General features: G+C 64.9%; 14 protein-coding genes. 10 read left to right on the forward strand and 4 right to left on the reverse strand.

Going from position 1 to position 24595, the window contains the following annotated elements; translation table 11 throughout:
* The first annotated feature begins 86 nt into the window (after nt 1-86).
* The 6 genes from JHW38_RS09385 (at nt 87) to JHW38_RS09410 (ending at nt 3007) form a co-directional block, all read left to right on the forward strand.
* Complete coding sequence (locus tag JHW38_RS09385) at nt 87-323, forward strand: hypothetical protein (RefSeq protein WP_207525676.1); 237 nt, start codon at nt 87-89, stop codon at nt 321-323.
* Nucleotides 324-680: 357 nt separating this feature from the next.
* Nucleotides 681-986 (forward strand): hypothetical protein, encoded by a 306-nt coding sequence (locus JHW38_RS09390; protein WP_207525677.1) that lies wholly within the window; start codon nt 681-683, stop codon nt 984-986.
* 48 nt (nt 987-1034) lie between these two features.
* Complete coding sequence (locus tag JHW38_RS09395) at nt 1035-1337, forward strand: hypothetical protein (protein WP_207525678.1); 303 nt, start codon at nt 1035-1037, stop codon at nt 1335-1337.
* A 202-nt stretch (nt 1338-1539) separates the two neighbouring features.
* Nucleotides 1540-1860, forward strand: coding sequence for a hypothetical protein (locus tag JHW38_RS09400; RefSeq protein WP_207525679.1), 321 nt, complete (start codon nt 1540-1542; stop codon nt 1858-1860).
* Between the two features lie 151 nt (nt 1861-2011).
* Complete coding sequence (locus tag JHW38_RS09405) at nt 2012-2356, forward strand: hypothetical protein (RefSeq protein WP_207525680.1); 345 nt, start codon at nt 2012-2014, stop codon at nt 2354-2356.
* 177 nt (nt 2357-2533) lie between these two features.
* Complete coding sequence (locus JHW38_RS09410) at nt 2534-3007, forward strand: SMI1/KNR4 family protein (protein ID WP_207525681.1); 474 nt, start codon at nt 2534-2536, stop codon at nt 3005-3007.
* Nucleotides 3008-3473: 466 nt separating this feature from the next.
* Here JHW38_RS09410 and JHW38_RS09415 read toward each other — a convergent pair whose 3' ends face one another.
* Nucleotides 3474-3713 (reverse strand): XAC0095 family protein, encoded by a 240-nt coding sequence (locus JHW38_RS09415; RefSeq protein ID WP_207525682.1) that lies wholly within the window; start codon nt 3711-3713, stop codon nt 3474-3476.
* A 653-nt stretch (nt 3714-4366) separates the two neighbouring features.
* On the opposite strand from JHW38_RS09415, the gene JHW38_RS09420 reads away from it, so the two are divergent.
* The 3 genes from JHW38_RS09420 to JHW38_RS09430 all read left to right on the forward strand — a co-directional run bounded on the left by JHW38_RS09420 (nt 4367) and on the right by JHW38_RS09430 (nt 5943).
* Nucleotides 4367-4654 carry a hypothetical protein gene (locus tag JHW38_RS09420; protein WP_207525683.1) on the forward strand — a complete coding sequence of 96 codons (288 nt, stop codon included), beginning with the start codon at nt 4367-4369 and terminating at the stop codon, nt 4652-4654.
* A 229-nt stretch (nt 4655-4883) separates the two neighbouring features.
* On the forward strand, nt 4884-5342 hold the full coding sequence (locus tag JHW38_RS09425) for a hypothetical protein (RefSeq protein WP_207525684.1): 459 nt from the start codon (nt 4884-4886) through the stop codon (nt 5340-5342).
* A gap of 202 nt (nt 5343-5544) precedes the next feature.
* Nucleotides 5545-5943, forward strand: coding sequence for a hypothetical protein (locus JHW38_RS09430; RefSeq protein WP_207525685.1), 399 nt, complete (start codon nt 5545-5547; stop codon nt 5941-5943).
* Between the two features lie 583 nt (nt 5944-6526).
* Here the strand turns inward: JHW38_RS09430 and JHW38_RS09435 are convergent.
* Nucleotides 6527-10345, reverse strand: a complete 3819-nt coding sequence (locus tag JHW38_RS09435; protein ID WP_207525686.1) for a hypothetical protein — start codon at nt 10343-10345, stop codon at nt 6527-6529.
* A 10-nt stretch (nt 10346-10355) separates the two neighbouring features.
* On the reverse strand, nt 10356-21341 hold the full coding sequence (locus JHW38_RS09440) for a CARDB domain-containing protein (RefSeq protein WP_207525687.1): 10986 nt from the start codon (nt 21339-21341) through the stop codon (nt 10356-10358).
* Between the two features lie 1087 nt (nt 21342-22428).
* On the opposite strand from JHW38_RS09440, the gene JHW38_RS09445 reads away from it, so the two are divergent.
* Nucleotides 22429-23427, forward strand: a complete 999-nt coding sequence (locus tag JHW38_RS09445) for a polyprenyl synthetase family protein (RefSeq protein WP_207525688.1) — start codon at nt 22429-22431, stop codon at nt 23425-23427.
* A gap of 226 nt (nt 23428-23653) precedes the next feature.
* Here the strand turns inward: JHW38_RS09445 and JHW38_RS09450 are convergent, their stop codons facing one another.
* Nucleotides 23654-24454, reverse strand: a complete 801-nt coding sequence (locus tag JHW38_RS09450; protein ID WP_207525689.1) for a dienelactone hydrolase family protein — start codon at nt 24452-24454, stop codon at nt 23654-23656.
* Nucleotides 24455-24595: the final 141 nt, after the last annotated feature.

Below are 24595 nucleotides of genomic sequence, written 5' to 3' on the forward strand. Positions count from 1 at the left end.
AAGTGCACTCTGATCCCTGTTTTTTCCCGCCCTCTCCATTCCTATTACTCCGCCCCTTCGAAATGCGCTCATATTTCAGACACCAAATGCATTCAATCAGCTCGGGCAAAGGATTCTTCTACTTCGAGGCGCTCGACGGAGAAATCGTCAGGCACGCAAGTGTTTTCGGCAGTGGATATAGCTGGGCAAGACTAAAAAACAGCTACCCGCCCGACTATTTGTTCACCTGCGACCCAAGCTTCGACGGACCAATGAATGGCGATGAGTCCATCAGCGAAGAAGAATTTGAACTCATCTGGAGAAAGGCTGGCGGACCGCTTTGACTGGTTTCGGCGCCATATGGTGAATACCTGCGACCCCAGGTAGTTGTGGCGCAGCGAGACTGGAAACCGCATCGAAAGTGGGCGAAAGCGTATGCGTCACCTCAGGATTCCAAATCTGCGACTCCTGCAGCGGCTAATCTATCGGTTCAAGGCGATACCCTCGAAAATCGAGACCATCCCGTTGAGAGCGGGGCCCTCGCTACTCAGGAAAACAGCGGTCAGAGTGCACTTTCCTCCACATCCTCATTGGACGCACACACCTTGGGGAAGTGCACTCTGACCCCTGTTTTTACAGTTTATTCTTAACGATTCACACATGAGCACCTTAGGCAGAGTTATTCGCCACGGAGAAGCATTATGAAAAATGAATTCTACAAATCTGAGACTTTCTCTGATCAAAGAGAATGGGGCTGGTTTTACATTGAAGTCAGAGGCCAGGAAATCGTCCGGCACGTAACCGTCATCGGCGACACGTATCGCTGGGCAGACTGGCAAGGCAGTTCCCATGACGATTACATGTTTACCGAAGCGCCCGAGTTCGAGGCCCCTGTAGAAGAAGAAAAGCCAGTAACCAAAGAGGAGTTCGAGTCGATCTGGGCCAAGGCCGGTGGACCAAAGGAATTCCGTGAAGGCCCGCCTGGGTGTTTCGACCGCGCACCATGAATATAGAGCCCCACCGATACTGAGGTGTTAGTGCTTGCAAGTGAAGGCATGAACAAAACTGATCCGGCCGACCCCACCCTCGTGGCAAAACGAGCCATCGAGTCCGGGGCTTTATGCCTACGTAGATTTCTTGCGACGGACGCGCTACGGAAAGTAATCGATCTAGCCTTTGCGGAAGGGCGCAGCGTTGTAATCTTGCCAACCCGCCAAGCGATGCGCGCGTTCTATACCCCGCGCGGCTTCGCCTCGATTGTCGAAGAAGCGCTTAGGAGACGTCCAGACGCGGAGATCGTCATCTCTCCGGGCCTTTATGGCGGCAACCTCGTCTGCGTGATTCGTCCGATGCTCTAGCAGCACCGCATCCACAACGAAAACAGGAGTCAGAGCGCACTTTCCACCCCTTCCTGATTGGACGCACACAGCTTGGGGAAGTGCACTCCGCCTCCTGCTTTTGACCAAGCAATATCCATAGCACGCAACATCAGCACGCACCTTAGAAGCCGCAACGCGCTGTCAGAGCCAAAAGGCATATAGAGCAAAAGGCCAGAACCTGATGGGCATTCCAGATGAAAGAATTGAACACTACAAATCCGAAACGTTCTCAGATGCTGGAGAATGGGGATGGTTTTACTTTGAAGTTAGAGGACAGGAAATCGTCCGGCACGTAACCGTCATTGGCGGCACGTATCGCTGGGCAGACTGGCAAGGCAGCTCCCATGCTGACTACATGTTTACCGAAGCGCCCGACTTTGACGCCCCTGCAGAAGAAGAAAAGCCAATAACCAAAGAGGATTTCGAGGCGATCTGGGCTGAGGCTGGCGGACCGAAGGAATTCCGTGAAGGTCCCCCTGGATGCTTCGACCGGTGGTGGTGAATAAAAAGCCCATCGCCGGCGAGGTGACCAGGAAAACAGGGGGCAAAGTGCACTTTCCGAAATCCCATCCCAATAGACTCTCCAATCAATTCGAAGGGAGGACTAACAATCGCGTCACCACAACATCCTCCTTCACTCTCTGAGCTATACCATGAGTGCTGCCAACATAGATGCTGCAAAAGCAATATACAAACTGCTCCCAACCGATCTATTTCTCGTGGCCGTTGACAGAGCCCTTCAGAAAAAGGGCTTCGGCTACAATGATTACACGTGCATATTTGGAAGAGATTCAGAGGCAGACCCTGAAGAGGAATTTGAAGGAGTCCAATTAATATTCATAGAAGAAGAAGTTAACATCTCCGAGCTGGAAGCCTATGAAGGCATTCTAAAAGCTATTGCAGAAGTTTCCGCCTCCCACCCCGAACTCATTGCCAGACTTGAAAACCCTTCCGCTCTCGTTGCTCGTAAGATTGAAACGCTTCGTAGAGTTTTTTAGCGGAAAACACGAGGCAGAGTGCACTTTCCGCCCCGTACTCATAGGACCCACCCACCTTGGGGAAGTGCACTCTGCCCCCTGTTTTGACTAGTTCAAGGGCGATACCCCCAACATCGAGGTCGCTCAAGAACGAGGCCCTCGCGCGCCGTGTCCAGCAGAAAGGAAATGAGGTTAAGTATGTTCAGAGATTGGATTGCGTCCGCGGGACTAGATCAGAAAACTCCGATTTCCGGACTGGATGACCGCGAGGTCAATCTAGTTGAGGGCGCACAGGGAGTGAGGCTTCCGTCGACCTACAAGACGTTCTTGCGCGAATGCGGCAGGTCTGCAGGACTATTATGCTATGACGCCAACTTCTTCTACCCGGACATTGAGGTTCTGAAGCAAAATCTTGGGGATTTGATCGAAGAGGAAGGCGTCGACTTCCAGTTGCCAGACAAAGCCTTTGTCTTCAGTGCATATCAGGGCGCGCAGTTTCAATACTTCATTTGCGATGGGAACGACGATCCGCCCGTATATCGGGTGTTTGATGACGGCTCGGTCGAGGCAGTTTCTGATTCTTTTTCGGAATACATGCGCAAAACCGTCGAAGAGTACAGATCTGTCTTTAATGGCGAGTACGCTCAAGAGATCCTCACTCAGTTGGGGTGATTGAAGCGCTATCGATAGAAAGGCTGGCAAGCGGTCGAATCCCGATGGCAACATGATTCGCCTCGTGTCCAAAGCCCTGAGCCTCGCGCGCAAGCCACGGCGGCTCGCGCGCCACCCGCCCGGCTTGCGCGCAAGGTTCCTTGGCTTGCGAACGCAAGGTTCCGCGGGTTGCGCGCAAGGCCAAATGCCTTGCAATCGGCTATTAAAGGTTCGCGGGCAAGACGATTCGCCCCGATCGCAACGCACAAAGACTCGGAATCGCAAGGCTCGACGGCTTGCGGTCGGGTGTTTGGGGCTTGCGCCCGGCATGGCGCGGGTCGGCGACGACACTCGGCGCCTTGCGTTCGGGATAAATCGGATCGCGCGCGACGCTTGAAGACTTGCGCGCAAGGTCGAAGCGCCTACGTTCGCACCGAAACCAAAGGCCGCCGCCGGCCGGACGGCGACCGGTGGGCGGTGAACGGGCTTAGTCGGAGCGGATCGTCTGGAGGTTGCCGTGGACTTGGTCGGCCCAGAGGCGGAACACGCGGGCCAGGGCGCGGCGGCGCGATTGTTCGGGTTTGCGGATTTCAGGCGATGGGGTGGCTGGGTCGATGGTTTGGGCGATGCCGATCAGTTCGTCGCGGAAGGCTTGCAGGCCGTGGTACGCGTCGGCGGGCAGCAGGACGTAGTCCGCGGGCGGCGCGGATGTGGTTCTTCGGGGCATATGCGGTACTCCTCTCCATGAGCCTGTAGCCCGCGCTGCGCGGATGCGCAGGCGGGATGTCGGGAGGCTAGAAACCGCACACAGACGGCGGGCTTATTCCCCTTTCGGGTGTTGTATTCACCGCCCTCCCGACGCTGACATGCGCCGAGCTTGCGCCCAAACTTCGGGCACAAAAAACCCACCGGCTTGTCGGAGGTGGGTACCGCTGTGTGAAGGAGTTTCTAGGCTCCGGCGCCAAGACTGCTACTCAAGCTATTGCCCTGTCAATGGACAATCGCCGATTTTCGCTGTTCACCCTAAGCTCTCCGCGTATTGCTGCATTGAGTGCACGCGAATGCTGTGCAAGTTCGATCCGCGCCCTCTGAAACGGCGCGAGTCGTGGCCAGAGGCATACGCATGAAGTGAGCGGTTCGATGCGGGCGGGAAGGTGCGTTGTCGCGACTTGCGCCGCTCCTACAGGGAGTTGACTGTGGCTCGCACTGCGCGTGAGGTACGTCAATGTAAAAGAGCGCCCTTAGGAGATGGACGACGGTACTGCCTACCCTGTGGCCAGTGGCCCGACGAACTGAGCAGCGCTTGCACCGCGCGTCAAAAAAGGTTTACGTAACAAGAGATCGCATCATCGGCATCCACCTTCAACGGCAGCGCCTCAAATGGGCATCTACTACTTCCTCTGCTGCAAAACCTGCGAAACAGCTATAGACCTCGGAAAGAAGATCGCAAAAAAGGACGGCACCCTGGTCATGCAAGGGCTTTTCTCCGAAGAAGGGCTGAAATGGCTAAGCGGAGATCTAGTCTGGATCGCCGTTCAGAGCTTCCTTCAGATCCATGAAAACCATGAGCTCATTTTTGTAAGCGATGAAAATCTCCCGGAAGTACACACTTACGAGAACACAGAAGCCGATGAATTATTGAAAGGGCCAAACAAAGGCCAGCACTAGAAACACGACGACCACTTGGCACCGCTAGCTGATCCGTTTACTCACGGTCGCCCAGTTCGCTTTATGCATGAAGGATCGCCATTACGGACCGGAAAAGAGAAAACAGGGATCAGAGTGTACTTTCCGCCCCATCCTCATTGGACGCACACACTTTGGGGACGTGCACTCTGACCCCTGTTTTTCAAAACTTCATCGCCTGCCCAGTCCAATGAACAATCAAAATATAACCTTGGATCTGTATTCCTATGCAATTCCCAGCGAATTCGACAACGCAGTCAGGATAGGACTCGGGCTTAGCGCGTCCGACGCCCCGGGCGGAAGATACAATAAGTACTTCCATGCAATTTCCTTATCCGCAACGCCGACCAACATAGAGGACCTCTGGATAAACATCCACCAAGTAGAGGAAGGCATTGCATCGGAGTATATTTTTGGCGACTACGGATGGGCACTTCACGTCACAAGAGACAGAGTTAGATTCGAAAATGACGACTTTGAAGAGATCAACAACAGAGAAGATAGCTCGTTCGAATACCCAGAATTTAAATGGGCTTTTATGGCCTGGTGGGAATTTTTGCTCACCCCCGAAATTTCCGAAAATGAGCATTACGCCTTCAATCTCCCTCTGAATACTATATGCAAGCTACAGCGCCCCGGCGGCCTCCTCAGTAAATCAGCACAACTCTGAGGCACGATGCATTTGAGTTATCGATAAATCAAATGCGAAAAACGGGGAGAAACATAAAGCAGGGAAAGAAAACAAAGATCAGAGTGTGCTTCCCACCCTATCCTCATTGGACACACCTTGGGAAAATGCACTCTGCCCCCTGTTTTCTCGGCTATTCTTTGCTTACTTCAAAGGCTGACCGGTTCCGAATCGAGTGACCGCAATGGAAAAGTTCGATTTCGCCGCAGCCCAAAGCGTCGCCTTCGCAGAATTCTGCCGCCTGTACCCCGACCGGGAGCTGCAAGCGTGGCTATCGAAACACGCGACGGCCGCTGGAAACCAGCCGGTCAAGGGCGTGTGGACAATCGAGTTCCTGGTCTATCCAACGCCGCAACTGCGCGAGGGCGAATACGTCGGAATCAGCGCTGGCCGAAAGGTCAGGATGCTCGACGATCCTAAGAGCGGCCAGCCTCAGGTCATCCTGTCCAGCGGGGACGATGCGCGCGGCGAGGTGGTTTTCAGCATTACGCTGGATGCGAATACGCGCGAGATGCGGCTGGGGGAATGTGCGGATTTCGCGCAGTTCGATTTCAGCCGGTATGGGCTGGTGGAGTGGATGTAGCGCTTGGCAGAGGACGAATCCCTGAGGGCTTCGTCGCATGTGCGGCTTCGCGGTCGCGGCTTGCGCCGCTCCTACAGGGAGGCACGGCTTGCACTGTTCTTCCGGCGCCCACGAAGAAATGACGCAGTCCGCTGGCAGCCACCAAATCTTGAAGCGTTGAGGTGATCGAAACGTCGCTCTGGATTTCTTCGACCACTGGCTGGCGACTGGAAAGGTCGACGCCCAGTTCTTTTCCGAAGATTTCATCTTCCTCTGCTCAGTGCCGAAGGTAGATGCAAGCGTATGGATGATGAACGACGAAGTGGAGCTCCCGCTTGAGAACCCTGTACTCATCGACACGATAGTAAGCGGAACGTCTACCGTGCTGCTGTTCGATGGTATAGATCCCGTCACCGCATTGAACTACCGCACTGCTTGGTTCTTTCTGATACGTGAGCAAAAGATCACTCGCCTGACGGAAGTTCGGCAAACGATTTCGCCATATCCAGACATAGCGAGGCTGCATGCGAATTGACGCCCTGCTGACAAAAAAAGGCGCCCTCTCGGGCGCCTTTTTTCTTCGAGCAAATCCTTCGTCAGCCGATCAGTAGTACCCGGCAAGGTTAAGGAACCACCCCTTGTTGTCGTACTCCAAATCCGTCAAGTCATCGCTGAAGTCAGTGAAGTTGTACCCAATCCCCACCTTGAAGTTCTGACTCAATTGGCGATCCACCCCAACCAACCAACCGCGCCGATCGCCGCCGTCCTTCACCGACAGCCAGCGATACTCCGCCATCGCATCCCACTTCGCGATCAGGTGATACCGCACCTGCCCCGCCACCAGGTCCGCGCGGCTGTCGAGCCACAAGCCGCTGCCGCGGCCCATGCGGTAGTCGCCCCAGCGGCTGGCGGCCTTGCCGGCCAGTTCCCACTTGTCGTCGAGGCGGTAGATGCCTTCGAACGACAGCACCTGCGAGCGTTGGTCGTACTGGTTGCCGCCTTCCTGGCCGATGGTGGCCAGGTCGTACAAGTAGATGTACTTGCCGAACGCGGCCCAGCGCGAGTTGTCGTGCGGGCGGTAGGCGAAGCCGAGGTTGCCTTCAACGGTCTTGGCGCCGCGGCTGGCGTCGATCTGGTCCTTGATGTCGGAGTACAGGAAGCGCGCGGCGATGCGCCAGTCTTCGTTGATCTTGTAGAACAGGCGGTTCGCGGTGGTCCAGGCTTCGCGGCGTTCGGCGCCGCTGTCCTTGCGGTATTCGATCTTGCTCGACCAGTCGGTGCGTTGGTCGGTGCGGCCGCCGCTGAGGCTGTAGGCGCGGCGGTCGATGTGGCCGCTGGCCGCGTCGAGGTCGCCGTCCATCACGCTGAAGCCCAGGTTCCAGCCTTCGGCGGGATAGAAATCCATGCCGAAGGTGTGGGCGATGCCTTCGCTGGAATCGCGCGGGTCTTTCAGGAACTGGCTTTCGTTGTACAGGTTGGTCTGGTTGTTGAGGCGCCAGCGCTGGCCGATGGTCCAGCCGGTCTGCAGCACGTTGTCGAACAGCGGGTCGCGTTCGGTGCTGTCGGTGCTGAAGGTGTAGCCGCCGTAGATCGTGTGGTCGGGGCTCAGGCGGTATTCGGCGTCGAGCTTGCCGGCGTTGCCGCGGCTGCCGCTGCTGTATTCGCCGCCGACGCTGGAGCGGTCGCCGAACAGGTAGCGCGCGCCGATGGTGCCCAGGTCGTTGCGTTCGTAGCGGCCGCTGTCGTCGTCGACGGTGTACTGGCCGGCGACGTAGACCTCGAGGCTGGAGCCGAAGCGGTGGGTGTAGCGCATCGCGAACAGCATCGCGTCGAGGTCCGGCGTGGTCGCGCCGGCGCCGCGCTCTTCGCGGATGCGGCGCAGTTCGGCGCCGAGCTGGTCGTCGTTGGTGATGCGCCAGTCCATCGTCAGCTGGCTCTGTTCCAGCGCCTCGTCGCCGCGTTCGCGGCGGGTGTGGCGGCCGAACAGGCTCAGGGTCTCGGTGAAGTAACCCAGGAACTCGGCGCCGTATTCGCGCACCGCCTGGCCCTGGTCGTAACGCGAGATCGAGAAGCCCGGGTCGACGTCGCGCCACCACGCGCCGGCGCTCCAGTCGAGCTCGGTCCAGCCGAGTTCCTTGAAGTTGGCGCGCGCTTCGACCTTGTCGGCGTCGCCCTTGCGCGCGCCGGCGATCGGGTTGACGCGGGTGAAGTCGATACCGCCGTTGGTCGAGTACCACAGCGGCGCCGCGGTCGATTCGCTGCGGGTCTTCTCGACCTTGAGGTAGGTGCCGCGGCCGGCCTGCAGGGTCAGGTCCACGCCCTTGAGGGTGTAGTCGTCGCCGCTGCGGTTTTCGTCGACGTAGGTGCCGCCGACGGCGAAGTGATCGCCGATCCACTGCTTGCCGCGGAAGCCGGCGCTGACGTCGTCGGTCTGGAAGCCGGCCGGGACGTATTCGTAGTCGACCAGCAGGCGCTGGGTGTAGCCGTCCAGCGGGGTGTCGCGGGTCAGCGTGCGCACGTTCTCGCGGGTGATCTGCGACAGCGGGCGGGTCAGCAGGATGCGGCCCTGCATGTTGTTGATTTCGTAATCGGCGCCGCGCTTGAGGTCGACGCGCGATTCCACCCGGCCGGTGCTGACGTCGCGGATTTCGACGGTGATCTTTTCCGAACCCGGCAGGATGTCGGTGTGGCGCAGCATGTACAGGCTGTTGCCGGTGCCGAGGAATTCGGTGTGGCCGAGCGCGCTCTGCGCTTCGGAGCCGAACACGCGCAGTTCGCTGCGCGGGTCGCCGAGCACGGTGGTGTTGCGGCTGCGCCACGCCAGCGCCGCGCCGTACAGCGAGCGGTTGTATTGGGCGTATTCGGTGCCGGTCAGGCCGGTGTTGAAGTTGCCCCACACCGCCTGGTTCTGGTCCCAGTCCACGCGCAGGTACAGCTTGCCCTGGGTGTCGACGTCGCGGTAGGTGTTGGAGTCGTCGCCGTAGACCGGGTAGTACAGGTTCGGGTCGAGGCGGCGGAAGATGTCCTGCGCGTCGGCGTCGAAGAAGCCGTTGAACAGGCGCTTGATTTCGTTTTCGCGGGTGTCGGCCTGGGCGGTGATCAGGTATTTGCCCTGCACCTTGCCCTTCAGATAGAACGCCAGGCGGCCTTCGCTGATGAAGCTGTCGTCGTAGCGCCCGCGGTCGCCCGCGGCCAGCGGCTCGATGTTGCCGCTGACGCTGTTCTTGGACAGGGTGACGTCGGCCAGCGCGACCAGGAAGCTGTACTTGCCGGTGACGTTGACGTCGAGGCTCTTGGTCAGCTCCGCCCCGCCCTGGTTCTTGATCTTGACCGCGTAGGTGTGCGGCCCGATCGGTTCCAGGAATTCGGCCGCGAACTTGCGTTCCAGGTCGATCGGGAAGGTCTGGTCGTTGATGGTGATCTGGCTGTCGCGCGGGATGTCGCGGCCGTAGATGCGCACGCGCGAGCCGTACACCGGGATGTTCTGCAGGCGGATCGCGTTGGTGCCGTAGATCGAGCTGGTGATCGCCAGGTCCTGGGCGTTGCGCTCGTCGATCGGCTGGCCGAGCGACTTTTGCACCTGGTCGCGCTGGATCTGCACGCCGCGCTCGTACTCCTCCGGCTTCAGCAGCTGGATGCGCTGCGGCTGGATTTCGTCGAACACGCCGCTCTTGCCGTAGGCGCGGGCGATGTAGATCAGCTCGTCGCCGGCGAGCAGGTTCAAGCCGGCCGGCAGGGTGCCGTCCCACTCCTGCTCGGCGACGTTCTCGACCGGCAGGTCGATCGTCGCCAGCGGCGTCACCAGGTCGGTGTCGCTGCCGCGGTAGACGGTGACCTGCAGCTTCTCGATGAACGAGGCGTAGTTGGTGTAGCCGTGGAAGCGCACCGGCTTGGTGATGCGGCCGTTCTCGAACGGCGCGGTCGAACCGGTCTGCACGTTGAGCACCGGCGGGCCGAGGGTCGGATCTTCGGTCGCCCAGATCACGCCGCCGTTGGGCAGGTCGATCTGGAACTTGCCGGCGATCTTGGCCGCGCCCGGCGCGACGTTCTCGCGCACTACGTCGACGCGGCGGTTGGCCTGCAATGCGGCTGGGTCGTCGCCTTGCGCGACCGGCTTGTCCTCGCCGCGGGTGCGGACGCGGAACAGCAGGCCTTCGTCGCTGCGGCATTCGTCGCCGACGCACTGGGTCGGAACCTCCGGCGCGCCTTCGCGCGCCGGGGCCGGCTTGTCGAGCGAGCTCAGGTCGACCGGCACGGAGCCGCTGCGGCCGCCGTCGGCTTGCCGCTGCGGCAAGGTCGCTTGGCCGCCCTTCTGCGCGTACGCGGGGGCGGCGGCGCCGGCGGCGATGACGCCGCTCGTCAGCAGGCCGCCGTACAAGAAGGACTTAAGAGTCATGTCCAGAAGCTTCATCTTGATCTTCATGGCCATGTCCTCAGCGGTTGCCCACGCCGACCGGCGCCTGGGTGTCGTCTGTGATATCCACTCGCACTTTCTGCCTCACCTCGGGCTTGAGTTCGGCCGAGATCGCTTCGAACACGGCCTTGGCGCGACGCAGTCCCAGCTGCACGTTGTAGGCGGCTGCGCCGCGCTTGTCGGCGCGGCCGACGATGCCGATCGCGCCGCTGCCCTGCTGGTTGAGCGTCTTGGCGATTTCGCCGATCAGCGCGCGGTACTGCGGCTTGATCGTCGACTGGTCGGTGTCGAACAGCACTTCGCCCAGGCGGATCGCCGGATCCAGGCTGACCAGCGTGGCGTCGGTCCCGGCGACCACGTCGACCTTGACCTTGCTCGCCAGCGCCGGGTCGCCCTCGATCTGCTTGAGCAGCGCGGCCTGCACGGCGCGGGCGCGGGCGAAGGCGAGCGCCTCCTCCTCGGCCTGCGCCGCGACGGTGACGCTGCCGCCGCCGGCATCGCGCAGGCGCGCTGCGATCTGCTCGAACATCGGCGCGTAGCTCGGCTTCACCGTGGCGCTGCCGGACTCGAACATCACCTCGCCCAGCTCCACGTCGGTCTCGGACTTCGTTCCGGACACTTCGCCCGGCGGCAGCTTGACGCCGAAGTCGAAGCGGGTCGGGATGCCCTGGGTGATGCGGCGCACGCGCGGGTTCTCGGTGGTGAACACCGAACCCGGCGGCAACGTGGCCGGATCGACCTTGAGGATGAAGTTGCGGCCGCGCGCGGCGTTGCCGCCGTCGATGCCTTCCAGGTGGTAACGGCCGTACGAGTCGGTTTCCATGATCAGGCCTTCGACCGACGCGATGCGCACGCCCGGAATGCCGCGCTCCTCGATGCCGTTGTTGCGGATCGTGTAGGAGACGACGTAACCGTTCGCGCCCTGGCTGACGTTGCGGACCACTTGCAGGTCCTGACCGGTCAGGCCCTTGGCCGCGTCGCCGCGGGTGCGTTCGACCGTGGTGCGGCCGTCGGCGCCCATGCGCACGGTGGTGCCTTCGTCGGTGGTCAGCACGAAGTCGTCGCTGAAGGCCAGTTCGCTCAGGGTCTGGCGCACCGTCACTTCGCGCGCCGGCGCCGCCGCCGAACCGCGGCCGTCGATGCGGCCCAGGGCGATGCCGTGCAGCATCGGCGCGCTGGCGTCGGGCTCGGCGACCGGGCCGTCGCCGCGGTCGACCGTGGTCGAGCCGGCGACGTAGGCGCTCGGGGCGAAGCCGCCCTGCACGCGCACGCCGGTGGCCTTGGCCGGATCCTGCCAGCCGTCGCCGTCGCGGTCGTCGAACACGCTGCCGACCAGCAGGCTGTCTTCCAGCAGCGGGTCGCCGGCCATGGTGACTTCGGCGGTGGCGTCGTTGGAGATCTTGGTGCCCTGCTCGTCGTAGCCGGCGACCTGGTTCTTGTGCGTGCCCTTGCCGACGCCGGCGCCGACGCGCAGGAAGTAGGTCACGGTGGCCTTGCCGCCGATCGCCACGTCGATGCCGCCGATGCGCAGCGGGTTGGCGCTCATGACCACGCCGCTCTTGTTGTCGTCGTCCACGGTCAGCGAGTTGTCGACGAAGGTGAAGCCGGCCGGCGGGATGTCGACCAGGGTGGCGTTGACCGCCGGCGAGTCGCCGACGTTCTCGACCAGCACGCTGTAGCGGACCAGGTCGCCGATCTTGACCTCGCGCACCGCCGAGGTCTTGACCAGTCGCAGCACCGGCGCGTTGGCGATCACCTTGATGCTGACCGTCGCGGTCGCGCACACCGGGGTCGGCGACGAGGTGTCGCAGACGCGGTAGGTGAAGCTGTCGGTGCCGGCGAAGAACTGCTTCGGCGTGTAGGTGCACGAACCCGCCGTGCAGGTCACGGTGCCGTTGGCCGGCTGGCCGACGATGGTCACCGAGGCCGGATCCAGCGGCGCGCTGGTGACCGTGTCGTTGCCGATCACGTTGATGGTCACCGGGGTCTGCTGGTTGGTCTGCGCGGTGTCGGGGTTGGCGGTGACCTTGTTCGGTTGCACGGTCACGCTGACCTTGGCGGTCGCGCAGTTGGTCGGGTTGAGCTTCTCGCAGATCGTGTAGGTGTAGACGTCGTCGCCGCTGAAGTTCGGACGCGGCGTGTAGGTGATGGTGCCGTCGCTGTTGACCACCGTGGTGCCGTTGTTGGCGTCGGTGCTGACGGTGATGGTCACCAGGTTCGGATCGATCGGCGCGCCGTTGAGCGTGTCGTTGGCGATCACGTTGGTGCTGACCGGAGTGTTCTGCGGAGTCACGCCGCTGCCGCCGGCCGGGTCGTCGGTGGCGGTGATCGCCGGCGCCGACACGGTGATGGTGACCGTCGCGGTGTCGCAGTTGCTCGGGTTCAGCACTTCGCACAGCTGGTAGGTGACGGTGTAGGTGCCGGCCGGGGTGTTCGGCGCGACGTCCACATTGCCGTCGGCCTTGACCGTCAGCGGGCCGTTGCTGTTCGGCTTGACGGTGACGTCGGCCGGATTGACCGCGCTGCCGCCCAAGGTGTCGTTGCCGAGCACGTTGACCACGTTGCTGCCGCCGGTGTTGCCGTTGACCGGCGTGGCGACGACGTCGTCGACTGCGTCGATCGGCGCGGCGTCGACCGTCACCGCGACGCTGGCGGTGGTGCAGTTGCTCGGGTCGGCGGTTTCGCAGATGCGGTACTCGACCGTGTAGCTGCCCTTCGGCGTGCCCGGCGCGACGTTGACCGCGCCGGTGGCCGGATCCAGGGTCACCTTCGGATCGGAGGTGGAGACCTGGGTCAGGGTCACGGTCGTGGTGGTCGCGGGCTGGCCGTTGAGGGTGTCGTTGCCGAGCACGTTCGGCACGGCCACGCCGCCGGCGGCGCCGTTGGCGATGGTGCCGGCGTCGTTGGTCGCCACGATCGGACGGCGCTGCACCGCGGTGGTGGTGGTCGCGGTCACCGGCGTGGTGATCTCGGCCGAGGTCACGCTGGCGTTGTTGACCACGCTGCCGCTGACGGCATCGGCCTGAACCACGGTGTAGGTGCCGGTCACGGTGCACACCGCGCTCGGGCCGGTCGGCGCCATGTCCGGGCAGGTCCAGCTCGCCGGCGTGGTCTTGCTGTCGGCGATGACCACGTTGTGCAAGGTGACGTTGCCGGTGTTGGTGGCGGTCAAGGTGTAGGTCAGCACGTCGCCGATGGTGATGTTGCCGCTGGAATCGTTGTCGGCGTAGCTGGTCTGGGCCTTGGCCAGGGTCATCTGCGGATTGCGGGTCGGCACCGGCGTCGAAGTGGCGGTGTTGTTGCCGCTGTTCGGGTCCGAGGTCGGCGAGGTCGCGGTCGCGGTGTTGGCGTAGCTGCCGGTTTCGAGCACGCGCGCCACCACGGTCAGGGTCGCGTTGGCGCCCGCGGCGAGGTTGCCCACAGTCCAGGCGGTGCCGTTGTAGGTGCCCACGCTCGGCGTCGACGACACCAGCGCGTAGCCGTTGGGCAGCGGATCGTTGACCACCACCGCGTCGGCCGCGGACGGGCCGGCGTTGCTGACTTCGATGGTGAAGGTCACGTTGCTGCCCACCGGCGGTGCGGCGTTGTCGACGGTCTTGGTCACGGCCAGATCGGCCGAAGCCACCGGCGACGGGGTGCTGGTGGAACTGTTGTTGCCCGGCGTCGGATCGCCCGTGGTCGAGGTCGCCGTCGCGGTGTTGGCGTAGTTGCCGGTCGCCAGCACGGTCGCAGTAACGGTCAGCGTGGCGCTGGCGCCGTTGGCCAAGGTGCCGACGGTCCAGGCGGTGCCGTTGTAGGTACCGGTGCTGGGGTTGGCCGAGACGAAGGTGTAGCCGCTCGGCAACGCGTCGTTGACCACCACGGCGGCGGCGTCGGACGGGCCGTTGTTGCTGACCACGATGGTGAAGGTGACGTTGGTGCCGACCACCGGGTTCGGGGTGGACGCGGTCTTGACCACGGCCAGGTCGGCCGAGGCCACCGGCGTCGGCGTGCTGGTCGAGGTGTTGTTGCCCGGGGTCGGATCGCCGGTGCTCGACGTCGCCGTCGCGGTGTTGGCGTAGTTGCCGGTCGCCAGCACCGTCGCGGTGACGGTCAAGGTAGCGCTGGCGCCGTTGGCGAGCGTGCCGACGGCCCAGGCACCGGTGCCGTTGTTGTAGGTACCGGTGCTGGCGTTGGCCGAGACGAAGGTGTAGCCCGTCGGCAACGGGTCGTTGACGACCACCGCGGCGGCGTCGGACGGACCGTTGTTGTTCACCACGATGGTGAAGGTGATGTCGGTGCCCACCGTCGGCGTCGCGGTCGAGGCGGTCTTGACCACGGCCAGGTCGGCCGAAGCCACCGGGGTCGGCGTGCTGGTCGAGGTGTTGTTGCCCGGGGTCGGATCGCCGGTGCTCGACGTCGCCGTCGCGGTGTTGGCGTAGTTGCCCGTCGCCAGCACGGTCGCAGTAACGGTCAGCGTGGCGCTGGCGCCGTTGGCCAAGGTGCCGACGGTCCAGGCGGTGCCGTTGTAGGTACCGGTGCTGGGGTTGGCCGAGACGAAGGTGTAGCCGCTCGGCAACGCGTCGTTGACCACCACGGCCGCGGCGTCGGACGGACCGTTGTTGCTGACCACGATGGTGAAGGTGACATTGGTGCCGACCACCGGGTTCGGGGTGGACGCGGTCTTGACCACGGCCAGGTCGGCCGAGGCCACCGGCGTCGGCGTGTTGGTCGCGGTGTTGTTGCTGGTGTTCGGGTCGCTGGTGGCCGAGGTCGCCGTCGCGGTGTTGGCGTAGTTGCCCGTCGCCAGCACGGTCGCGGTGACGGTCAGGGTTTCGCTGGCGCCGTTGGCCAGCGCGCCGACGGTCCAGGCGCCGGTGCCGTTGTTGTAGGCGCCCACGCTCGGCGTCGCCGAGACGAAGGTGTAGCCGCTCGGCAGCAGATCGTTGACGACCACGGCCGCGGCCGCGGACGGGCCGTTGTTGGCGACGGTAACGGTGAAGGTGACGTTGGTGCCGACCACCGGGTTCGGGGTGGATGCGGTCTTGGTCACGGCCAGGTCGGCCGAGGCCACCGGCGTCGGCGTATTGGTCGACGTGTTGTTGCCCGGGGTCGGATCGCCCGTGGTCGAGGTCGCCGTGGCGGTGTTGGCGTAGTTGCCCGTCGCCAGCACGGTCGCGGTGATGGTCAGAGTCTCGCTTGCGCCGTTGGCCAGCGCGCCGACGGTCCAGGCGCCGGTGCCGTTGTTGTAGGCGCCGGTGCTGGTCGTGGCCGAGACGAAGGCGTAGCCCGTCGGCAACGGATCGTTGACGACCACCGCAGCGGCGTCGGACGGGCCGTTGTTGTTGACCACGATGGTGAAGGTGATGTTGGTGCCGACCGTCGGCGTCGCGGTCGAGGCGGTCTTGACCACGGCCAGGTCGGCCGAGGCCACCGGCACCGGCGTGTTGGTCGCGGTGTTGTTGCCCGGAGTCGGATCGCTGGTGGCCGAGGTCGCCGTGGCGGTGTTGGCGTAGTTGCCCGTCGCCAGTACGGTCGCGGTGACGGCCAGGGTTTCGCTGGCGCCGTTGGCCAGCGCGCCGACGGTCCAGGCGCCGGTGCCGCTGTTGTAGGCGCCCACGCTCGGCGTCGCCGAGACGAAGGTGTAGCCGCTCGGCAGCAGATCGTTGACGACCACGGCCGCGGCCGCGGACGGACCGTTGTTGGCGACGGTGACGGTGAAGGTGACGTTGGTGCCGACCGTCGGCGTCGCGCTCGACGCGGTCTTGGTCACGGCCAGATCGGCCGAGGCCACCGGCGTCGGCGTATTGGTCGACGTGTTGTTGCCCGGGGTCGGATCGCCCGTGGTCGAGGTCGCCGTCGCGGTGTTGGCGTAATTGCCCGTCGCCAGCACGGTCGCCGTGATGTCGAGCGTGGCGTTGGCGCCGTTGGCCAGCGTGCCGACGGTCCACGCGCCGGTGCCGCTGTTGTAGGCGCCGATGCCCGGGTTGGCCGAAACGAAGGCGTAGCCGCTCGGCAACGGGTCGTTGACCACCACCGCAGCGGCGTCGGACGGGCCGTTGTTGCTGACCGCGATGGTGAAGGTGACGTTGGTGCCGACCACCGGGTTCGGATTGGACGCGGTCTTGACCACGGCCAGGTCGGCCGAAGCCACCGGCGTCGGCGTATTGGTCGAGCTGTTGTTGGAGCTGTCCGGGTCGCCCGTGGCGGAGGTCGCCGTGGCGGTGTTGGCGTAGCTGCCGGTCGCGCGCACGGTGGCGACGATGTCGAGCGTGGCGTTGGCGCCGTTGGCCAGCGCGCCGACGGTCCAGGCGCCGGTGCCGTTGTCGTAGGTGCCGACGCTGGCAGTCGCCGAGACGAAGGTGTAGCCGCTCGGCAACGGATCGTTGACCACCACCGCGGCGGCGTCGGACGGGCCGTTGTTGCGCAGCGCGATGGTGAAGGTGACGTTGGTGCCGACGGTCGGCGTCGCGCTCGACGCGGTCTTGACCACGGCCAGATCGGCCGAGGCGGTCGGCGACGGCGTGCTGGTCGCGGTGTTGTTGCCCGGGGTCGGGTCGCTGGTGGTCGAGGTCGCCGTGGCGGTGTTGGCATAGCTGCCCGTCGCCCGCACGGTGGCGACGATGGTCAGGGTCGCGTTGGCACCGTTGGTCATGTCGCCGACCGCCCACACGCCGGTGCCGGCGTTGTACGTGCCGGTGCTCGGGTTGGCCGAAACGAAGGTGTAGCCGCTCGGCAGCTGATCGTTGACGTTGACGCCGACCGCAGTCGACGGACCGTTGTTGGCGACGGTGACGGTGAAGGTGACGTTGGTACCCACCGTCGGCGTCGCGCTCGATGCGGTCTTGGTCACGGCCAGATCGGCCGAGGCCACCGGCGTCGGCGTGCTGGTCGACGTGTTGTTGCCCGGGGTCGGATCGCTCGTGGTCGAGGTCGCCGTCGCGGTGTTCGCGTACGGGCCGGTCGGCAGCACGGTCGCGACGATCTGCAGCGTCTCGCTCGCGCCGTTGGCCAGCGCGCCCACCGCCCACACGCCGGTGCCGTTGTTGTACGTACCCACGCTCGGCGTCGCCGAAACGAAGGTGTAGCCCGCCGGCAGTTGGTCGTTGACGTTCACGCCGGCCGCGGCGGACGGGCCGTTGTTGGTCAGCGTGATGGTGAAGGTGACGTTGGTGCCGACGGTCGGCGTCGCGCTCGACGCGGTCTTGACCACCGCCAGATCGGCCGAAGCCACCGGCACCGGCGTGTTGGTCGCGGTGTTGTTGCCCGGGGTCGGGTCGCTGGTGGTCGAAGTCGCCGTCGCAGTGTTCGCGTAGTTGCCCGTCGCCAGCACGGTCGCAGTGACCGTCAGGGTCGCGCTGGCGCCGTTGGCCAGCGCACCGACCGCCCACACGCCGGTGCCGGCGTTGTAGGTACCGGTGCTCGGGTTCGCCGAAACGAAGGTGTAGCCGCTCGGCAGCTGATCGTTGACGTTGACGCCGGCCGCCGCAGACGGGCCGTTGTTGGCGACGGTGACGGTGAAGGTGACGTTGGTGCCGACCGTCGGCGTCGCGCTCGATGCGGTCTTGGTCACGGCCAGATCGGCCGAGGCCACCGGCGTCGGCGTGCTGGTCGACGTGTTGTTGCCCGGGGTCGGGTCGCTCGTGGTCGAGGTCGCCGTCGCGGTGTTCGCGTACGGGCCGGTCGGCAGCACGGTCGCGACGATCTGCAGCGTCTCGCTCGCACCGTTGGCCAGCGCGCCCACCGCCCACACGCCGGTGCCGTTGTTGTACGTGCCCACGCTCGGCGTCGCCGAGACGAAGGTGTAGCCGGCCGGCAGCTGATCGTTGACGTTCACACCGGCCGCAGCGGACGGGCCGTTGTTGGTCAGCGTGATGGTGAAGGTGACGTTGGTGCCGACCGTCGGCGTCGCGCTCGACGCGGTCTTGACCACGGCCAGATCGGCCGAGGCCACCGGCACCGGCGTGTTGGTCGCGGTGTTGTTGCCCGGGGTCGGGTCGCTGGTCGGCGAGGTCGCCGTCGCGGTGTTCGCGTACGGGCCGGTCGGACGCACGGTCGCGACGATCTGCAAGGTCGCGTTGGCGCCGTTGGCCAGCGCGCCGACCGCCCAGGCGCCGGTTCCGGCGTTGTAGGTGCCCACGCTCGGCGTCGCCGAAACGAAGGTATAGCCCGCCGGCAGCGGATCGTTGACGACGACCGCCGCAGCCGCAGACGGACCGTTGTTCGCCACCGTCACGGTGAAGGTGACGTTGGTGCCGACCGTCGGCGTCGCGCTCGACGCGGTCTTGGTCACGGCCAGATCGGCCGAGGCCACCGGCACCGGCGTGCTGGTCGAGGTGTTGTTGCCCGGGGTCGGATCGCTGGTGGTCGAGGTCGCCGTCGCAGTGTTCGCGTACGGGCCGGTCGGCAGCACGGTCGCGACGATCTGCAACGTCTCGCTCGCGCCGTTGGCCAGCGCGCCCACCGCCCACACGCCGGTGCCGTTGTTGTACGTGCCCACGCTCGGCGTCGCCGAGACGAAGGTGTAACCGGCCGGCAGCTGATCGTTGACGTTCACGCCGGCCGCAGCGGACGGGCCGTTGTTGGTCAGCGTGATGGTGAAGGTCACATTGGTGCCGATCGCCGGCGTCGCGCTCGAGGCGGTCTTGACCACCGCCAGATCGGCCGAAGCCACCGGCACCGGCGTGTTGGTCGCGGTGTTGTTGCCCGGGGTCGGGTCGCTCGTGGTCGAAGTCGCCGTCGCAGTGTTCGCGTAGTTGCCCGTCGCCAGCACGGTCGCAGTGACCGTCAGGGTCGCGCTGGCGCCGTTGGCCAGCGCACCGACCGCCCACACGCCGGTGCCGGCGTTGTAGGTACCGGTGCTCGGGTTCGCCGAAACGAAGGTGTAGCCGCTCGGCAGCTGATCGTTGACGTTGACGCCGGCCGCCGCAGACGGGCCGTTGTTGGCGACGGTGATGGTGAAGGTGACGTTGGTGCCGACCGTCGGCGTCGCGCTCGATGCGGTCTTGGTCACGGCCAGATCGGCCGAGGCCACCGGCGTCGGCGTGCTGGTCGACGTGTTGTTGCCCGGGGTCGGGTCGCTCGTGGTCGAGGTCGCCGTCGCGGTGTTCGCGTACGGGCCGGTCGGCAGCACGGTCGCGACGATCTGCAGCGTCTCGCTCGCACCGTTGGCCAGCGCGCCCACCGCCCACACGCCGGTGCCGTTGTTGTACGTGCCCACGCTCGGCGTCGCCGAGACGAAGGTGTAGCCGGCCGGCAGCTGATCGTTGACGTTCACACCGGCCGCAGCGGACGGGCCGTTGTTGGTCAGCGTGATGGTGAAGGTGACGTTGGTGCCGACCGTCGGCGTCGCGCTCGACGCGGTCTTGACCACGGCCAGATCGGCCGAGGCCACCGGCACCGGCGTGTTGGTCGCGGTGTTGTTGCCCGGGGTCGGGTCGCTGGTCGGCGAGGTCGCCGTCGCGGTGTTCGCGTACGGGCCGGTCGGACGCACGGTCGCGACGATCTGCAAGGTCGCGTTGGCGCCGTTGGCCAGCGCGCCGACCGCCCAGGCGCCGGTTCCGGCGTTGTAGGTGCCCACGCTCGGCGTCGCCGAAACGAAGGTATAGCCCGCCGGCAGCGGATCGTTGACGACGACCGCCGCAGCCGCAGACGGACCGTTGTTCGCCACCGTCACGGTGAAGGTGACGTTGGTGCCGACCGTCGGCGTCGCGCTCGACGCGGTCTTGGTCACGGCCAGATCGGCCGAGGCCACCGGCACCGGCGTGCTGGTCGAGGTGTTGTTGCCCGGGGTCGGATCGCTGGTGGTCGAGGTCGCCGTCGCAGTGTTCGCGTACGGGCCGGTCGGCAGCACGGTCGCGACGATCTGCAACGTCTCGCTCGCGCCGTTGGCCAGCGCGCCCACCGCCCACACGCCGGTGCCGTTGTTGTACGTGCCCACGCTCGGCGTCGCCGAGACGAAGGTGTAACCGGCCGGCAGCTGATCGTTGACGTTCACGCCGGCCGCAGCGGACGGGCCGTTGTTGGTCAGCGTGATGGTGAAGGTCACATTGGTGCCGATCGCCGGCGTCGCGCTCGAGGCGGTCTTGACCACGGCCAGATCGGCCGAGGCCACCGGCACTGGCGTGCTGGTCGCGGTGTTGTTGCCCGGGGTCGGGTCGCTCGTGGTCGAGGTCGCCGTCGCGGTGTTCGCGTACGGGCCGGTCGGACGCACGGTGGCGACGATCTGCAGGGTCGCGTTGGCGCCGGAAGCCAGCGCACCCACCGCCCACACGCCGGTACCGTTGTTGTACGTGCCCACGCTCGGCGTCGCCGAGACGAAGGTGTAGCCCGCCGGCAGTTGGTCGTTGACGTTCACGCCCGCGGCCGCGGACGGGCCGTTGTTCGCCACCGTCACGGTGAAGGTGACGTTGGTGCCGACCGTCGGCGTCGCGTTGGACACCGTCTTGGTCACCGCCAGGTCGGCCGAGGCCACCGGCACCGGGGTGCTGGTAGCGCTGTTGTTGGCCGGGTTGGAGTCGGTCGAGGACGAGGTGGCGGTCGCGGTGTTGGCGTAAGGCCCAGTCGGGCGCACCGTGGCCACGATCTGCAGCGTGGCGTTGGCGCCGGTAGCCAGGGTGCCGACCGCCCAGGCGCCGGTGCCGTTGTTGTACGTGCCCACACTGGGCGTGGCGGAAACGAAGGTGTAGCCGGCCGGCAACGCATCGCTGACCACGGTGCTGATCGCCGCCGACGGGCCGTTGTTGGTCACGGTCACGGTGAAGGTGACGTTGGTGCCCACGGTCGGAGTCGCGTTCGAAACCGTCTTGGTCACGGCCAGATCCGACACCGCGGCCAGCGTGTTGCGGTCGGTCGACGAACACGTGCCGGTGCCACCGTTGAACACGCCGCCGTTGCTGGTGCACGCCGTATCGACGTTGGTCACGCCGCTCGGCGGCGCGATCGTGGCGGTGTTGTCCAGCTGCGCCGGGAAGGTCTGCGCGAACGCCGGCAACTGCGCCAAGGCCAGCGCGGCGGCGAACCACATCCTCATCCCATTGCGAGTTTTGCGCGGGCCGGCATCGGGAACGCGAGTGCGCGGCGGCTGACTGGACGGGAAAAGGATGTTGGCGATTTTCATGCGGTAGCCCAAACAGGAGTTCGGTAAGCGCCAGGACGCGCCGACGCCGCCTCGCGGCGCTGCGTCTGCGTGCGTCTTCCGGCTGGTCGACGTGCTTACTGCGGGTTTTTGCCTTGCAAATGCGGGTCGTGCGTTACGACGAATGCGAATGCCGCGGCGAACGCGAGCGCGCTCGAGCCTTGGCGGCCCTGCCCCCGACGCAACGCCGCGGCAAGCCGCGCGTGTGCGTCGAAGTCAGTCGGGCGTTGCCTGCCGGCGCGTCGGACGCATGCGTCTACGCGCCAGCCGGTACCGCTCGGCTGTCGATTTGCTTACGGCAGGAGCCGTTCGCCGCACGCCCCGTTCGGGCCACTGCGCGACGCTCGGAAGGAAACCGTCCAATAGACGGCAGAAGCAGCGATATCCGGACGGACACCGATGTTGGATCTCTGACACGTCATACGTGCCCCCCTTGCTTCCACCCCCCTGTGCGATCGGACGCGTCTGTGAGACCCGCCTTTTGCGCACCCCTGAGTGGAACCCCTACCGCCAATACGTGATTCGTACTGCCTTACAGGACAGGACCGCAAATATTGTGCCACTCGTCACATTGTTATTGCAATGTAGATCACAGCAACTACGAGATGGAAGAAGCACAAATTGCGCCCTTTTGGACCTGAAACTGACGCCTCGCGACAGTTTTTGACCCGCGTCCTGCGGCCATGCCGAACCGCCCGAACCGCATGCAAAGCAAGTCGAAAGAACGAACTAAAAGTGGTTTTTCGGGTCGAAATTAGCGAGTTGGACGCAGAAGTCTTGTGAAAGCTCGATGCGAACTTGATCGCAAAAAATCAATAAAAAAGCGTAAAAATCCTGTTCAGAGCGTTTTTAGTTCAGCCTGTTCAGCTAAAAGCCCTTCACAGGCGAGGGGCGTCCGGCTGCGCCGCTGCTCGCGGCGGGCTGAGATGCCCACCGCCCAAGCCCTATAATTTCCGTTTTCCAAAACCGACCGCCCATGCCTCCGAGCGCTACGACCTTGTCCGTCCCCGACCTGGCGAACATCCAATCCCTGGCCCGCGACGACATGGCGGCGGTCGACGCCCTGATCCGCCGCCGCCTGGCTTCGGACGTGGTGCTGATCAATCAGGTGGCCGAGTACATCGTCGGCGCCGGCGGCAAGCGCCTGCGGCCGATGCTGTTGCTGCTGGCGGCCGGCGCGCTCGGCCACCGCGGCCCGCAGGCGCACCAGCTCGCCGCGGTGATCGAGTTCATCCACACCGCCACCCTGCTGCACGACGACGTGGTCGACGAATCCGACCTGCGCCGCGGCCGCAAGACCGCCAACGCGGTGTGGGGCAACGCCGCCAGCGTGCTGGTCGGCGACTTCCTGTATTCGCGCAGCTTCCAGCTGATGGTCGAACTGGAACGGTTGGAGGTCATGAAGATCCTCGCCGACACCACCAACCGCATCGCCGAGGGCGAAGTGCTGCAGCTGCTGCACGTGCGCAACCCCGACACCGACGAGCCGGCCTACCTGCGCGTGATCGAGCGCAAGACCGCGGTGCTGTTCGCCGCCGCGACGCGTCTGGGCGCGCTGCTGGCCGGCGGCGACGAGCGGATGCAGCAGCGCCTGCACGATTACGGCATGGCGCTGGGCTACGCGTTCCAGATCGCCGACGACGTGCTCGACTACGCCTCCGACGCGCAGACGCTGGGCAAGAATCTCGGCGACGACCTGGCCGAGGGCAAGGCGACGCTGCCGCTGATCCACGCCATCGCCCACAGCGACGACGCCGTGCGCGCGCGCCTGCGCGCCGCGGTCGAGCACGGCGACAGCGATGCGATGCCCGAGGTGCTGGCCGCGATCCACGCCACCGGCGGCCTGGCCTACAGCCGCCGGCGCGCGCAGGACTACGCCGACGCGGCCGAGGCGGCGCTGGACGGGTTGGACGACAACGATTACGTGGCGGCGCTGCGCGGGTTGGCGCGGTATGCGGTGAGCCGCGATCACTGAGGATTGCGCGCGGATCGCGCGAAAGCATCGGGGCCGGAACGTTTCCTGCGCAGTCGCGGGAGGTTCCGGCCCCGATTCGTTTGTATCGCCGCGTTGTCGCGATCGCTGCCTGCAGGAGCGGCGCGAGCCGCGACCGCGACAAGGCAACTACGCCGAAACTCTCGCACTAGCTGCGTTGCCGCAGTCGCGGCTCGCGCCGCTCCTACAGGAAGATCGCCCGCATGCGTCAGTCGCGGGCGCCGAAACGTTCGACGAAGAACCCGCGCATCGCCGCGAACGAGCGCTTGGCCGCGCGAGCGTCGTAGCGGCAGTTGTCTTCGGGCGCGTTGCCGGCGTTCTCCGACTCGGCGAAGCAATGGCGCGCGCCGCTGTAGTTCACCAGCTGCCAGTCGGCGCCGGCCTCGTCCATTTCCTTTTCGAACGCGACCACGTCCTCGTTCGGCACCGACTTGTCGGCGGCGCCGTTGAGCACCAGCACCGGCGCGTTGACCTTGACCCCATTGGCCGGCAAGCGCGCCTTGAGCCCGCCGTGGAAGCTGACCACGCCGGCGAGGTTGGCGCCGGTGCGCGCCAGTTCCAGAACGCTGGAGCCGCCGAAACAAAAGCCCAGCGCGCCGATGCGAGCAGCGTCGAGCGGCGCGGTCTTGTCCTGTGCCTTCAACGCCGCCAGTGCCGCGCTGGCGCGCTGGCGCAGGCTCACGCCGCCGTCGGCGTAGACCTTGCCGACCGCGGCCTTGGCTTCGTCCTTGTTCTTCGGCCGCACGTCCTTGCCGTACATGTCGGCGACCAGCACCACGTAATCGTCGCCGGCGATTTCGCCGGCGCGCTTGATCGCGGTGTCGGTCACGCCCACCCAGTTCGGCACCATCAGCAGGCCCGGGCGCTTGATCGCGTTGACATCGTCGTAGACCAGCACGCCGCTGAAATTGTCGTCGCCGACTTTCCATTCCACCGGCCGGGTCTTGATCGCGGCGAAGGCGGGCGAGGCGCACAGGGCGAGCAGCAGGACGGCGGCGGGACGGCGCATGGCGGGGCTCCGGAAGGGTGTCGGCGCAGGGTAGCGCGGCCTGGGCAAACCGGTGTGACGGCCGCTGCGTCGGCGCGATGGGCTTCCTGTAGGAGCGGCGCGAGCCGCGACTGCGACAATGCAACTGCGGCGCAAGTTTCG

This window comes from Lysobacter enzymogenes, from assembly GCF_017355525.1.
In the GTDB taxonomy this organism is placed as follows: domain Bacteria; phylum Pseudomonadota; class Gammaproteobacteria; order Xanthomonadales; family Xanthomonadaceae; genus Lysobacter; species Lysobacter enzymogenes_C.

Excerpts from the sequence above, each read along its gene's own strand:
- JHW38_RS09405 (WP_207525680.1), top strand. The coding sequence starts at position 2,012 with ATGAGTGCTGCCAACATAGATGCTGCAAAAGCAATATACAAACTGCTC.
- JHW38_RS09390 (WP_207525677.1), top strand. The coding sequence starts at position 681 with ATGAAAAATGAATTCTACAAATCTGAGACTTTCTCTGATCAAAGAGAA.
- JHW38_RS09445 (WP_207525688.1), top strand. The coding sequence starts at position 22,429 with ATGCCTCCGAGCGCTACGACCTTGTCCGTCCCCGACCTGGCGAACATC.
- JHW38_RS09430 (WP_207525685.1), top strand. The coding sequence starts at position 5,545 with ATGGAAAAGTTCGATTTCGCCGCAGCCCAAAGCGTCGCCTTCGCAGAA.
- JHW38_RS09450 (WP_207525689.1), bottom strand. The coding sequence starts at position 24,454 with ATGCGCCGTCCCGCCGCCGTCCTGCTGCTCGCCCTGTGCGCCTCGCCC.
- JHW38_RS09435 (WP_207525686.1), bottom strand. The coding sequence starts at position 10,345 with ATGAAGATCAAGATGAAGCTTCTGGACATGACTCTTAAGTCCTTCTTG.
- JHW38_RS09410 (WP_207525681.1), top strand. The coding sequence starts at position 2,534 with ATGTTCAGAGATTGGATTGCGTCCGCGGGACTAGATCAGAAAACTCCG.
- JHW38_RS09440 (WP_207525687.1), bottom strand. The coding sequence starts at position 21,341 with ATGTGGTTCGCCGCCGCGCTGGCCTTGGCGCAGTTGCCGGCGTTCGCG.
- JHW38_RS09395 (WP_207525678.1), top strand. The coding sequence starts at position 1,035 with ATGAACAAAACTGATCCGGCCGACCCCACCCTCGTGGCAAAACGAGCC.
- JHW38_RS09415 (WP_207525682.1), bottom strand. The coding sequence starts at position 3,713 with ATGCCCCGAAGAACCACATCCGCGCCGCCCGCGGACTACGTCCTGCTG.
- JHW38_RS09420 (WP_207525683.1), top strand. The coding sequence starts at position 4,367 with ATGGGCATCTACTACTTCCTCTGCTGCAAAACCTGCGAAACAGCTATA.
- JHW38_RS09400 (WP_207525679.1), top strand. The coding sequence starts at position 1,540 with ATGGGCATTCCAGATGAAAGAATTGAACACTACAAATCCGAAACGTTC.
- JHW38_RS09385 (WP_207525676.1), top strand. The coding sequence starts at position 87 with ATGCATTCAATCAGCTCGGGCAAAGGATTCTTCTACTTCGAGGCGCTC.